12 protein-coding genes and 2 pseudogenes are annotated in these 13,078 nt (G+C 58.6%); 8 read left to right on the forward strand and 6 right to left on the reverse strand.

The annotated features are described in order from the left end of the window. Positions 1-163 precede the first annotated feature (163 nt). Together HMPREF3147_RS12970 and HMPREF3147_RS03615 are read left to right on the forward strand one after the other, a co-directional pair. Positions 164-359, forward strand: a pseudogene (locus HMPREF3147_RS12970) (type II toxin-antitoxin system RelE/ParE family toxin). Positions 360-393: 34 nt separating this feature from the next. Beyond that, on the forward strand, positions 394-654 hold the full coding sequence (locus HMPREF3147_RS03615; RefSeq protein ID WP_070444751.1) for a HigA family addiction module antitoxin: 261 nt from the start codon (positions 394-396) through the stop codon (positions 652-654). A gap of 54 nt (positions 655-708) precedes the next feature. On the opposite strand, the gene arfB is transcribed toward HMPREF3147_RS03615, so the two are convergent. The 5 genes and pseudogenes from arfB to HMPREF3147_RS03640 all read right to left on the reverse strand — a co-directional run bounded on the left by arfB (position 709) and on the right by HMPREF3147_RS03640 (position 6,106). Continuing rightward, positions 709-1,152 (reverse strand): alternative ribosome rescue aminoacyl-tRNA hydrolase ArfB, encoded by a 444-nt coding sequence (gene arfB / locus HMPREF3147_RS03620; protein ID WP_070444622.1) that lies wholly within the window; start codon positions 1,150-1,152, stop codon positions 709-711. Between the two features lie 31 nt (positions 1,153-1,183). Next, positions 1,184-1,774, reverse strand: a complete 591-nt coding sequence (locus HMPREF3147_RS03625) for a putative glycolipid-binding domain-containing protein (RefSeq protein WP_210384563.1) — start codon at positions 1,772-1,774, stop codon at positions 1,184-1,186. 50 nt (positions 1,775-1,824) lie between these two features. After that, positions 1,825-2,604, reverse strand: a pseudogene (locus HMPREF3147_RS13125) (Fic family protein); the annotation flags it as partial. A gap of 287 nt (positions 2,605-2,891) precedes the next feature. Then, a complete protein-coding gene (locus tag HMPREF3147_RS03635) occupies positions 2,892-3,542 on the reverse strand; it encodes an MOSC domain-containing protein (RefSeq protein ID WP_070444626.1) in 651 nt (216 codons plus the stop codon). A gap of 29 nt (positions 3,543-3,571) precedes the next feature. Beyond that, positions 3,572-6,106, reverse strand: coding sequence for a hypothetical protein (locus HMPREF3147_RS03640; protein ID WP_070444753.1), 2,535 nt, complete (start codon positions 6,104-6,106; stop codon positions 3,572-3,574). 115 nt (positions 6,107-6,221) lie between these two features. Between HMPREF3147_RS03640 and HMPREF3147_RS03645 the strand changes: the two genes are divergently transcribed. Further along, positions 6,222-6,938, forward strand: coding sequence for a helix-turn-helix domain-containing protein (locus tag HMPREF3147_RS03645; protein WP_141740708.1), 717 nt, complete (start codon positions 6,222-6,224; stop codon positions 6,936-6,938). Positions 6,939-7,052: 114 nt separating this feature from the next. Beyond that, a complete protein-coding gene (locus tag HMPREF3147_RS03650; protein WP_083276431.1) occupies positions 7,053-7,676 on the forward strand; it encodes a Fic family protein in 624 nt (207 codons plus the stop codon). Positions 7,677-8,092: 416 nt separating this feature from the next. On the opposite strand, the gene HMPREF3147_RS03655 is transcribed toward HMPREF3147_RS03650, so the two are convergent. Further along, the gene (locus tag HMPREF3147_RS03655; protein ID WP_070444629.1) at positions 8,093-8,701 is read right to left on the reverse strand and encodes a CueP family metal-binding protein; all 609 of its coding nucleotides are present in this window, start codon (positions 8,699-8,701) and stop codon (positions 8,093-8,095) included. A gap of 115 nt (positions 8,702-8,816) precedes the next feature. Here HMPREF3147_RS03655 and HMPREF3147_RS03660 point away from each other — a divergent pair, with 115 nt between their 5' ends. From HMPREF3147_RS03660 to HMPREF3147_RS03670, 4 genes are all read left to right on the forward strand, one after another. Continuing rightward, on the forward strand, positions 8,817-9,200 hold the full coding sequence (locus HMPREF3147_RS03660) for a zinc ribbon domain-containing protein YjdM (RefSeq protein ID WP_070444631.1): 384 nt from the start codon (positions 8,817-8,819) through the stop codon (positions 9,198-9,200). Between the two features lie 91 nt (positions 9,201-9,291). Beyond that, the gene (locus HMPREF3147_RS03665; protein ID WP_070444633.1) at positions 9,292-10,863 is read left to right on the forward strand and encodes a type I restriction-modification system subunit M; all 1,572 of its coding nucleotides are present in this window, start codon (positions 9,292-9,294) and stop codon (positions 10,861-10,863) included. A 1-nt stretch (position 10,864) separates the two neighbouring features. Then, a complete protein-coding gene (locus tag HMPREF3147_RS12525; RefSeq protein ID WP_083276424.1) occupies positions 10,865-12,040 on the forward strand; it encodes a restriction endonuclease subunit S in 1,176 nt (391 codons plus the stop codon). Continuing rightward, entirely contained in the window at positions 12,040-12,981 is a 942-nt protein-coding gene (locus HMPREF3147_RS03670; protein ID WP_070444635.1) for a restriction endonuclease, read from the forward strand. Before HMPREF3147_RS12525 ends, HMPREF3147_RS03670 begins: the two co-directional genes overlap by 1 nt. The last annotated feature ends 97 nt before the right edge of the window (positions 12,982-13,078 follow it).

Consider the following 13,078-nt stretch of genomic DNA (forward strand, 5'->3'; position numbering starts at 1 on the left):
ATGCACTGAACTGACGGTTACGCGAAGGTCCTGCGACCTGCAGGAATTAGTCGATGGGATAGCAGATGACTGATCCTTTGTGGTTCGGCTGCCACCCAACGCGGGAGCGACGTGGGCGGCGAGGTTCTCCAGAATCTTCGCGTTATGGGGGATAGGGTGAAGCATGATCCAGTCGTTCGCTGACAAGGACACTGAGCGTCTGTGGAATCGAGAGCGGATTCCCCCGGGGAAACCGGCTCGAGGCGTTGAAAGGTGATCAGCGGGGTCAGTTCAGCATTTGAATCAACGACCAGTGGCGGATCTGTTTTCGGTGGTCCGCCGCGGGGCCAGAGGAGGTTGAAATCGTTGACTACCACTGACAAGCTCCCTCCGGTTCACCCCGGTGAGATCCTCATGGAGGACTTTCTCAAGGAAATGGGGATCACCCAGCGCAAGCTCGCCGTCTCCATTGGCGTTCCGCCCCGCCGGATCAACGAAATTGTTCACGGTAAGCGCGCTGTAACCGCTGACACGGCCCTTCGTCCAGCGAAGTTTTTCGAGATGAGCCCCCAGTTCTGGCTCGGGTTACAGGCTCAATATGACTTGGACGTGGCGGAAGACAAGATCCTCTCGGGAATCGAGCGGATTCAACCGGTCCAAGCTGTCTCAGCGTAGCGGTTACCCGAACCAGGTCCGTCAGCGTGAGGATATGCACGCGGATGGTTCGAACTAGGGAATTTGGGGCCGCCGTCGCGTGGACTTGAGTTCCGAGCGCCGCTTTTTCGCTTCGAGACGGCGTCGCACCGAGCTCCGCGTCGGCTTGGTCCTGCGCCGCGGGGGAGGAGGCGGAGCGAGCGCCTCGCGCAAGAGGGCGGCCATGCGTTCGCGTGCCTCGGCGCGGTTGCGTACCTGCGAGCGCTGCGTCGACGCGCTCACGGTGAGCACTGTGCCGTCTAGGCGGTGTTCGAGGTTGTGGAGGGCGCGGCGGCGGTGGGCGTCGGAAAGCGATGAGCACGTAGCGATATCGACGGAAAGCTGCACTTTGCTGTCCGTAGTATTGACGCCTTGGCCGCCTGGTCCCGACGACTTCGCGAACCGCTCCGTCAGGTCGGCGGCGACGATGACCAGACCCCCGGGGATCCCTGGGCCAGGCGCGATGGTCAGGTCGTTCATACCGCCCAGCTTAGTTAGAGTTGTTTCCGGATCAGACCCGCCGTGCGAGATCAGGGTAGTGTACGACCACTCCGTCACCGTCGACCTCCAACTCGACGTCGACTCCCCGTGTTCCGCTTTTGTATCGGACAGTTTCAGCATCGACGGAGCTGTAGTACTGGTCTGATGCGATCACCTGGAGGGACGGCATATCAATCCAAGCCATGATCAGCTGCGTTTTCGGAACCTGAGTCTCAAGCAGCGTCAAGCGACGAATAGGCATTGTGTTGGTGAGAGGGCACAGGCCGAGATCGCAATCGAGTGCGGCTTTCAGGTCGGCTGACTGGACGATACCGGGGGAGGGCAGATCTTCAGGCTGGGCGCCCTCTTCATTGGTTTCCGCCGACCACACGCCTTGTTCGGACCTAAACAGCTCGAGGCTTCGCCCCCATCCGTCGCCTTCAACGTTCACCGACACACGTTCGGTCACCCAGTTCTCCGCGGCGTGCAGCTCCCACGTGGCCTCGTATCCATCGCCGTATTGCACTCCGGAAGCGGTCAAACCGGCTCCTAAAAAATGAACTGCGGCCTCGTTCCGGATGAGGGGAGTCTCGACATGCTCCCACTTATACGTGCGCTCCATGGTGAGGATTTTACAACGCTCAATGGTGCGAAAAGGCAGGTAGCTTTCGATTTGGACCGCGTACCGAGGACGAGGCTTACCGGCAGAATGGTGTATTCAGTAAGTCCGCGACGCAGAAGAATCCCATGAATGAGAGCACGGCCCACACGGCCGTTGCCATCTGAAAATGGGTGAATCGTTTCGAATTGAGCGTGAGCAATCGCGGCTTGGATGAGAGCACCGTGCTAAGCGCCATCTAGGTAAAGGCACAGGTCTTCAACGAGGTCACGGACTAGGCGTGGGGGCGCTGGGATGAACTCGGCCCCAATGGGTGTGTGGTTACTTCCACCGGTCCAGTTTTGAATAGTGCGAAGTCCAGTGGAAATAGAGCCCTTCTCCCCCATCCACTCTCTTCGAAGCTTTTCGAGAAGCTCGACAGAGATTGTCGGTTCGGTGGCAAAGCTTTTCTCAATGGAATGCAGAACGGTGAGGTTGCGGGCAACCTCTTCCGCGCCTTCCTTAAAACCACGGACTTCCTCCTCTTGGGCGAGTTCCGCGAGGACAACCTTATCGACGTTGGGCGCAATACCTTCAATGCGTGAGGAGGAGATCGCCTCAGAACGCATGAGTAAGCGGCCACAGACTCCAACTGGCCGGAAGCAGCATGACGGTTGAGCCTCAAGATCTCTCGCTCGATACGCGCTGCTCGGCTGGTGAGCTCTGGGGAAAGTCCATGCCGTACTTACAAGATGGTCAGGGACATAGGCCTGAAAAGGACCTTCAGCCTTATCACGCCGGGGAATGCCGGAGCCTGATTCGGGGATCCAGCTCTCGGTAACGTAGTGGGGCATGTAGAGGCTATCCATTCGTCAAACCCCCAGACCTCGATCCCGAAACCTCCTGGTGGGTGGTGGGGCGTCGCCAAGCGCTTGGCGACGCCGACCTGCAGGTTTCGGGTTTCAGGTCTGGGGAAATGCAGTGGAGGCTGGAAACGCCGAAGCCCGTCGCCCAAGTCAACTGCGCAATGAGTACATCAATGACAACCTCAATGAGAATTTTGTCATTGAAGCGCTCAATGTTAGCTATGGCGGCTATAGCTGCACCGCGCAGTGTTGGAGGTGGAGGAGAAGGAATGCAGTTAGTCGCGGGGCTGCAGGCGCTTAACCAGCTGCTCGTGGTGGACTGGAGCGAGGCAGCCGGCGTCCACGACGCGCCGGGCTAGCTCCTTGTCCCCCATCTTGGCCGCGAAGGCCATGCCCATGGTGATGTCGTGGTCGGGGCGGCCGATAAGTGTAATCTCATCGCCAGGTTTGATGCGGCCAGGCTCGATGATGCGCAGGTAGGAGCCACAATCGCCGCGCTCCGTGAAGGATTTGAGCCAGCCCGGCTCGTCCATCCAGCCGGAGAAAGTGGCGCAGGGCGTGCGCGGGATAGACACTTCGAGCACGCACTCCCCCACCTGAATTCGCTGGTTGATCAGCATATTCGGCCAGGAAATCCCTTCTGTGGTGAGGTTCTCCCCGAAGTAGCCATCACGCAGCACGCGGTTGAGCGTGCCCTCCCAGTAATCGAGCTCCTCACGGGCCACCGCATACACGGCCTTCTCAGCGCCGCCGTGGTGGGCGTGGTCACCGATGGAATCCCCCACCACGCCAGAGCCGTCACCGTAGTTGGGCCCGGGTATTTCCAGATCCAGGAGGGGGCGTGGCTGCTTATCGATGCCCGTGTACTCGTGCCGCCCGTGCGGCTCGGGGCGGCGGACAGCGACGTTCGTGGAGATAACCTTCATGCTCACCTATTGTGGCACACCTCACGGGCTTACAGGTCGCGATCGTGGAAGAGCGCCTCCGCAGTCACGAGGTCGTAGAAGAAGAGGCGGGGGGCGAGGGGGAGGACGTCGGCAAGCATGGGCATGTCCTCCTTGAGCAGGGGGCTTTCCATGATGATGTCATTCGCCGCAGCGCGGGAGGCTAGGGCGAAGGCATAGGAAATATAGGGCATCCAGGCCGCTGCATTGAGCTCGTCGGCGGTGTTTCCGCTGGCAAAGGCGCCCAACGCGATGAGGGTGTGGTTGACGGACATGTCAACGCCCGCGTTTTGCACCAGCGAGGCCAGTGCCGTGGCGTCCTTGCGCAGGTGCTCGATGGTGCCCAGCGCATCGAGTGCGCCGTTGTTGGCAAAGCACTCGCGCAGCGCGGCGACGCGGCCGGCCTCCCCCATCAGATCATCGACGGGCGGTGTGGGGCTGTGAATGGTCGCGGCATTGAGCAGCATCGGGCGGGTCAGGCCATCTGCGCCGGACTCGCGCACGGCGGTGAGCTCTGGGTTCTCGCTGGCTGAAGGATCGAGGAGAAGATCCAGGTAGCTATCGGCGCTGGACTCGGCGGTGGGCTCCAGCGGCGAGTGGAACAAGCGCGTGCGCGCGAGCGAGCGGGCTTGTTGGTTCACGCTGACGCCGGTGCGCGCTAGAGCGTGGACCGCGGCCTCCGGTTGGGCGCGTAGGCGGTCAATCGTGCTGTCGAACATCGCTTGCAGCTTTGGGTTCGGGCTGCGCTGCGAGAGCACGTGGAGCGCGCGGAAGGTGCCCCACAGCTGTTCCGGGGTCCAGTCCTTTGATGCGAGTGCCGCCGGTGAGCCTTCTGGCGTGATCACAATGGAGGCGCTGGAGGGGCGTGCAGGGGCGGCGAGGTTGGAGGAGGCGCGGAGCTCGCGGACATCGACAAGCAGCGAGCCCTGCTCAGCAAGGTCGGCGGGCAGCTCAAACCCCTCTTCGGTGGGTGTGAGTTGGGTAGGCGCCACCGTGGGCTCGGCCAATGGCCAGACCCAGCCCACTAAATCTGCCTGCGGTTCTGCGTTCTGTTCAATGATGATTTCATCGCCATTAAGCAGGCCGCGGCTGACGAATGGGGACTTTCGGACGGTGGCCAGCGCCGCATAGATCAGGCTGGTGGATGCGGAAGCTTCGTACTCGACGATGCGCCGCTCCAAGCTGCGGGCCTGGTGAGCCTCGCGCTCCCCCGCCGGGAGGGAGTCCAGGTAATCTTCGTAGGACAGTGTGGACCACATGAGGAAGAGCTCTGCCGTTGGCTGTTTGCGCGCGGCGTTGGCCAGCGCGGCGTTGGGGACGGCGAGGCTGGTGACCGCCTGCGTGGTCTTCGAGGTGCGCGCCAGCTCCTTGATTTTCTGGCGGCCGTCGATGGTGACGAACTTCGCCAGCGGCAGCGGGCGTGGCGAGTGGATGGTAAACATGTCGTCCTGATCGAGCTGACCGGCGAAAATCACTGGCTTATCGGAGTGCTCGGTGGGCTCTAGGCCGATGCGCTTGACGCGGCTGAACAAAGCCTCGGGCCAGACATCGAATTCCAGCTCATAGCCGGCCTCACTGGCCACGACCTCGCGGCGCGAGACCTCGGTGTCCTCGAAGGTGCGCAGGCCTTTTTCCAGTGCGATGGGCTTCTTTGGCGGGGAGGCCAGCGTGTAGCTGAAGGCTGAGTGCGCACCGAGGGCGTCGATGATGCGGAAATCCATGCCGCGCGGGCCGTCGTTGATGGCGCGCATGTGGAGGCCCTCGGCGAGGGAGATGAAGCGGACGTCGACAAGCTGCTCGTCGTGCCACAGCGACACCTTGTAGCGGCCCACCCACGGGTCTTCGTAGAGGTCACCCGGGAAAGGCTCGGCGATGCCTGCGTCGAAGGTCTGCTCCGAAATCTCCTCCTGCTCGCCCCCGAGGGGCGCGTAGGTGAGATCGATGCGCCACTCCCCTTCCGCAATGAGGTGCACGCGCGGCGACTTGGTGAACACGGGCTCGTTATCGAGGCCCCGGGCGTTGGGCAGGGTGGCGACGTCGAAGTCCCACTCGAAATCGCCGTGCTTGGCGACGTCCACCGGTTCCCTCTGCGGTACCCTCACCTGATCCGGTAGCGGTCCCACTTCCCAGCCGGCCCAGATGCCGAGTGGCTCAGCATTCTCGAGCGTGCCCTGCGGCGCGATGAGGGTGGTGCGGTCATAGACGATGAAGGGTGCTTCATCGGTGATGCCGGTGAAGGTGAAGGTGACGGTCTCGATGAGGTCCTCATCGCCATCGCGCAGGGTTACCTCGATGCGGGTAAAGGGGCCGGGGATGCCGACTTCCAGCGGCTCTTCGGTGGCGAATTCACGCACCGAGTGGGGGCGATCGATGAAATGGGACTTGACTACCCATCGTGGGTCCGTCAGGTCCGCTTCAGGGTAGGTAGCCGGCAGCTCCAGCATGAGGATGTTGCTCCCCCGGCGCAGTGAAATCCGGGGACCCTGCTCGGCGATGTCGGTAGTGACCAACGGCGTTGTGGGAAGTGAATAAATCTCCGCGCTCATTTGCTTCATCATAGGACACGGCGGGGTCCTGTTGCCATGTCGCTGGTAGAGGGCTTGATTGTCCTAACAGTAGGACAGCTGTCCTAAGTATAGGACAGCTGGCTATAGTGGGGCTATGGACCCATTACAACTCCTCAAGAAAAGCCCGCTGAGCCTTAGCGAAATCTCGCGGCGCTCGGGAGTGTCACGAAATACGCTCAATCTGTGGTTGCGTGGGGCAGCTCAACCAAGCTTGGCCGGGTTGGAGAAGGTAATGCGCGTGCTCGGATACGAGGTTTCCGTACAGGTACACCACATGAGCGATGCCGCCGCCGCGACAGCCGCCCGAGTTCTCCTGGGGGAGCTCAGCAGCGAAGAACCAGACGTTAAAGCCTGGATTGACCGCTTCGTGCAGTGGGGTGACACCCCGGCCGGCGGCGGTAGCTGCCAGGCTCTCATTGAACGGGCCGCGTGGGCGTCTAACCCCTACGGCCGCAAGGACGCTCTCCATTTTTTACCAGCGAATCCCATAACGCTTGCCTCAGCGGTTGATGCGAGCGGGCAACCATGGGCGATGTCGGGTGCCTTTGCAGCTCAACAAGTCTCGGGGCATATCGCTGGTGAAGGAGAACCTCGATCAACATTGATTTGGTGCACAAATCCAGCAGACATCGTGCCCTCGTTGCCCACTCGGATTCGCGCGAGTGCTGAACCCGTATCCGGAGGGATCACCCTCGTGCCTGTCGCTGGTGAAGAGCTCGCCGGCGCAACTAATGAAGCCGGAATACACTACGTATCACCGCATCAGCTTGCCATTGATGTGTGCGCAGAAAACTACATCGGAGGGGCATAGGTGATGAGAAGAGCAACGAGCCGAGTGAGCTGGGAGCACCATGAGCGGCCGCACGTTTCGGAGTTAGGGACTGACCGTGCGTTATTTCGATTAACCAAGCAACTTCCTGACTTGGTGTGGAACGCTGCCGCGCTGGAAGGAAACACGTTCACCCTCCCAGAAGTCCGCACGTTGCTCGATGGCGTCACTGTGGGTGGAAAGGCACTTGCTGAACAGCAACAGATCTTGGACTTGTCGGATGCGTTCAACCTGCTCCATGAGCTGGTCCTCAAAGAGGAATGTGCGGTGGATAAAGCCACCAGTAACGCGCTCCATGCTGTCCTAGCAAGGAACGAGGCTCTCGATGCCGGACTTTTCCGTGGTGAAGGCGACGCAGAGGGGGACGGCGGTGGAGTGCGGCTCATGGATGGCGGGTTCATCCCTTTCGACCCTGCTGATGAATTGGGTGAAGCCCATGCCGATTTGCTGGTTTCCCTCCAGGGGCTTGACAACCCAGTCGAGCAAGCGTTGGCCTATTTCTGCTCAGCCACGCGTAGCCAGTTTTACTTCGATGGAAACAAGCGAACCGCACGGCTTGTGGCGTCAGGCCTCTTGATGAGCAATGGCTACGCAGCACTTAATATCCCTAATGCGAGAAGGCTGGAATTCAACCTTGCCCTCGATGAACTGTTCCGATCCGATGACGCTACGACCTTGATGGACTTCCTGTATGACTGCCTAGAGGAGTCCTCCCGGTAAGCGCAGTAGGCCCTCCGCTTCCGAAGCGGAGGGCCTACGTGGGGGCTGAATGCTCAGCGCATCCTTTAGTGCATAGTGCTGTAGTGCTTAGCGGAACATCTTCTGCAGAGCGGAGAAGTCAGCCTTGACCACGCCGACAGACTGCAGGAATGCGGCGATGGCGCCGAGCAGGGCAGCCACAACGCCTGCGCCCAAGAAGCCGGCGCCGACGGGGTGGCGTGGCTAAAAGGAACAGAGTTGACGACACCAGCGGACTTGTTGTGGTCAATTGCCTGCTCGGAGATTTCTTCAGGGAGTGGCCGTATGGGGACTTGCCCAGAACACTGTTGACGTCGGCAAGCACTGCGTGGACACCATAAAACGACAAACGGTGAACCCCAGGAGGTGGGATTCACCGTGGTGAGTGAATGGGCAGATTATGCCATCTGCAGCGTGGTCACGCAGGTACCGCCTTCGTCAGAGGTATCCAGGGGAACCTCGCCGGTCTTGCCGTCCTGCTCGATGGTGATGGTGCCCTTCTTGTCGGCCGGCAGCCAGTAGCCAATGAAGCCGTTGTCGAACGTCGTGGTGTCTTCGTTGACTAGCTCATTTCCTTCGGAATCCGTGATGGTGACGTGGATGTCTTCCTTGCTGAGCTCACCGGTGCAGGTGGTCAGGGAGTGGTTGAAGCAGTCGTGCGTACGGGAGAGGTACGGCGCAATAGAGAGGTAGAACTTGTCCTCCGGCAGCGGCAGGGAGGCCTGACCCTGTTCAGTAGCGAGGATGAGCTCGTTCGGGCGCACGGATGCGAGGAGATCGCTATTGCGCTCGTCCTTGGACTGGCGGTCCAGCTTGTCCACGATTTCCTGGCCATCCAACCCTTCGAGATCGAACTCGGCGAGGATCTCCTCGGCAGGCACCTGTTGGATGTCGGTGCTGGAAGCGGCGCTCTTAGAGGCTTCGCTCGGAACGGGGCTCTCCGTGGAGCAGGCGGACAGGGTGATGGCTGCGGCGCAGGCGGCAGCAAGAGAAATGAAGCGTTTCATAAGTCTTCCGAATGGGTCCGATTGTGTTGACCCAATCCTATACCCCACCGGGGTATCCATCAATGGAATGAGAGAAGGATCATCTTTTTGCGCTACGCGGGATAGTCTGTTCCTTATGACTGATACTGCAGGAACAACTCTGCCACCTTGCCCCGAGTGCTCCTCCGAGTACACCTACGAGATGCCGCCGCTGATTGTCTGCCCCGAATGCGCGCACGAGTTCTCCACCGACGCTGCTGCCAGCGACTCGGCCGCGGAAGGAACCGAGCCGACCATCGTCGACTCCGTGGGCAATGCGCTTGCCGACGGCGATACGGTCACCATCACCAAAACCCTTAAGGTCAAGGGCGCGCAGCAGCCGCTCAAGGCCGGCACGAAGGTGCGCGGCATCCGCCTGAACTTCGACGCCGGCACCGGCCCGGAAGATCACAACATTGATTGTCGGATTGATGGTTTCGGAGCGATGAAGCTCAAGCCTGCCGTGGTCAAGAAGGTTTAGTACTAAAACCTGCGTGGGCAGATCTGGAGGTACTACCCCTACCGCGAGCTAATGGCCAGCATGGCTCTCCACGACAGTTACGCTGAATTACATGATTACCGGCGCACTCAAAAACAACGTCGACCGCATTTGGGACACCTTCTGGTCCGGCGGCATTTCTAACCCAGTCTCCGTCATCGAGCAGTTCACCTACCTGCTCTTTATCAAGGACCTCGACGAGCGCCAGGTCCAGATTGATAAGCGCCGAATGCTAGGAGATCCCACCGCGACGGAAGACATCTTTGACGCCAGTCAACAGGATCTGCGGTGGCGCAACCTCATTGAGGACCGTGACATCGCCCGCCGCAAGGCCACCATCATCACCAAGGTCTTCCCCTTCATCAAAGAGATGGGCGGGACGGGCTTCCAGGAACACATGGCCAACGCCTCCTTTGAGATTGAATCTGAGGCCACGCTCTCGCGCGTGATGGAGCTCATTGACCAGCTGCGCTTTTCCAACAAGGACATGAAGGGCGACTTGTACGAGTACATGCTGGACAAGCTGTCTACCTCCGGCACGAATGGTCAGTTCCGCACGCCCAGCCACATCATCGAGCTCATCGTCGCTCTCATGGAGCCCACGCCAAAGCAGCGGATTATCGACCCAGCTTGCGGAACGGCTGGCTTCCTGGTGGCTGCCAATGATTGGATTGGCCACCATCACCGTGAGGACCTGTTCAATAAGGACACGCGTACATCGTTTACCAATGAGGGCCTAACGGGCTTCGACTTTGATAAAACCATGGTGCGCATTGCCGCGATGAACATGTTCATGCACGGCTTTGAAGAGCCCAACATTTTTTACCACGACTCCCTGCAGAAGCTACCCACGACGTTTGAGGATTTCGACCTCGTCCTGGCCAACCCGCCTTTTGCGGGCAGCCTGGACAAGGACTCCATCGATCCCAAGCTCAAGTCGGTGACGACGGCCAAGAAGACGGAGATCCTCTTTGTCCACCGCTTCCTGCAACTACTCAAGCCGGGTGGTCGCGCCGCGGTGATTGTCCCTGAAGGTGTCCTCTTCGGATCTACGAAGGCGCACAAAGCCCTTCGCAAAACCTTGGTTGAGGATCAGCGCTTGGATGCTGTCATCAAACTGCCCTCCGGTGTGTTCAAGCCTTACTCGGGCGTGTCCACCGCAGTCTTGTGCTTTACCCGCACGGACTCCGGCGGCACCGATGAAGTCTGGTTCTATGACGTCACCGCGGATGGTTACTCCCTGGATGACAAACGCACTCCGCTTCTCGAGCGTCCTCTGCTCGGCCCCTCCCCTACCTCCCACGTCCAGGACCTGAGCGATCCCGCGCTTGCCGACGACCCCACTCCCGTCACTCTCACCGACGAGCAGCTGAAGTTCAACAACCTTCCGGACGTGGTTGCCCGCTGGCACTCCCGCACCACCGACGAGCGTGAGCGCGCCCGCACGGACTACTCCTTCACCGTGCCCAAGGAGGAGATCGCCCAAGCCGACTATGACCTCTCCATGAACCGCTACAAGGAGATCGTCCTCGAAGCACAAGAAACCCGCGACCCACTAGACATCATCGCCGAAATCGAAGAACTCGACCGCGACATCACCCAAGGCCTTGCCAAACTCAAGGCCATGCTCAGCGAGGAGAAATAACATGGCGAGCACTGCAAAGCATGACTGGCCGATGGTGCCACTGCCGAAGTTGGTGCAATTCCAATCAGGTGGGACGCCTTCTACCAAAAATCCTGAATATTACAACGGTGAAATACCTTGGGTGACAAGCGCGGATATTTCTGAAAGCCACCGCATAGAGGCAAAAAAGTTCATCACAGAAACAGCGATAAGAAATTCAGCAGCCTGTATCGCCCAACCCGGTTCTGTCCTTTTAGTTACTCGAATCGGTGTGGGTAAATCTGCGTTGGTTGAATCCCCGGTTAGTTTCAGCCAGGATGTTACAAATTTGACTGATCTGTCAGAAGAATGCGACGCGGCATATTTGCTTCACTTTCTACAGTCTGCTCGTTCTTTCTTCCAATCGAGGAGTCGTGGAGTAACCATCAAAGGGATCAAGAGGACGGACCTAAATGACCTATTGGTTCCCCTCCCTCCCCTCGACGAGCAGCGCCGCATCGCGGCGATTTTGGATGAGGCGAAGAAACTTAGTTCTTCTCAGGCGGCGAAATTGGCGTGCCTACGTGAGTTGCTAGATGCAAGAAGCTCAAGAATTGCAGAGGAAGCCAACGCCGTGAAGCGGCTGGATGAGCTATGTGACGTACAAGGAGGGATTTCGTTAGGAGGCGCACGAAAAAGCTATCCAGAGTCTGCTCCGTATCTCCGAGTGGCAAATGTGTTTCGTAATGCTATCGATCTAAGTGAAGTAAAAGATGTTCCGGTTCGTGAGGGTGAACTGGAAAAATACTCTTTGCTATCTGGGGATATTTTAGTGGTGGAAGCTCATGGCAATCGTTTTGAAGTAGGCCGCGGAGCCATGCTTACGAACTCCCTTGAAGGCCATGTTTATCAGAATCATCTATTTCGAGTGAGACCTAATAAGGGGATAGATTCTGAAATTTTGGTTCAGCTTTGGAACTCGCCTCGCGTGCGTAAACAAATCTTGAGTATCGTATCGACAACTTCAGGTTTAAATACGACTTCGATTTCAAAGATTCGGTCAATCCAAGTGCCCATACTAACTTCTGAAGTTCAAGCTGAGTTTTCAGAATTGCTGCATGATCTAACTGAGTTAATAACTCAAGAAGAACAAAAGCTCAATAGGGTTCTGGAATTGAGTAATTCTCTATCAACCCGCGCGTTCCAAGGAGAGCTCTAATGGCTGTCGAAAGATGGGAAGCCTACATGACCTCGGTGTTGGAGGCTCTTAACGCAAATGGATCTGAGCTCCGGCGTAGGGAGCTCATCGAAATAACTGCGTCCTATGCGGGCATTACTGATGCAGAGAGGCTTGAGACCATTGCGTCGGGGCAGTCGCGCTTTGAAAACCGTGTTGGGTGGGCGTTGACATTCCTTAAGAAGGCGAATGCCATTACTTCACCGGCGAGGGCGCGTTTTCAAATTACAGACTTTGGCCGTGACCTGTTGGCACGTTACCCGGAAGGGATGACGGAGAAGCAGCTATTAGGAGAGATTGCGGGCACGGAAGCGGCACTGACGTGGCGGGGTCGGAATCCTGGGCGTAAGGCTGGGGATGCGGTGGGCGTCAATAAGCAAAGTGTCCTTCCAGAGGCCGAGAGCGAACTAGATCCGGTTGAACAAGTGGAAACCGGTGTGTCTCGTAACAACGAATTCGTGGCTGGTGAGCTGCTTACTCGGTTACACGACAATGAGCCGGCGTTCTTTGAACAGGCAGTATTGGACTTGCTCATGGCCATGGGTTATGGCGGTACGCAGGGCAAGGCTACGCGCACGCAGTTATCCAACGATGGTGGAATCGACGGGATTATTGACCAGGATGCGCTGGGCTTGTCGCGGATTTACGTGCAGGCTAAGCGATATGCGCTGGATAAGAGCATCGGCCGACCGGCTATTCAGGGATTCGTGGGTGCGCTGCAGGGTGCGCAGGCGGATCGAGGGGTGTTCCTGACTACAGCGACGTTTTCAGATAAGGCGCAGGAGTATGCGGATGCGGTGTCGTCACGCGTCGTTTTAATCGACGGGGACAGGTTGGCGGAATTGATGATCCGCTATGGCGTGGGTGTGCAGGTCAAGAGGACCGTGGCCCTAGTCGAGGTGGATGAGGATTACTTTGAGTAGTTCGGCGCTGTGTTTGCCCTTTCGAATATTTCGAATTGCTCTATGATGGCTTCATGAATGAAGTACGGAATCGCCCTCACACGACTCTCCCGCCGCA

Source organism: Corynebacterium sp. HMSC05D03, assembly GCF_001807205.1.
GTDB lineage: Bacteria > Actinomycetota > Actinomycetes > Mycobacteriales > Mycobacteriaceae > Corynebacterium > Corynebacterium aurimucosum.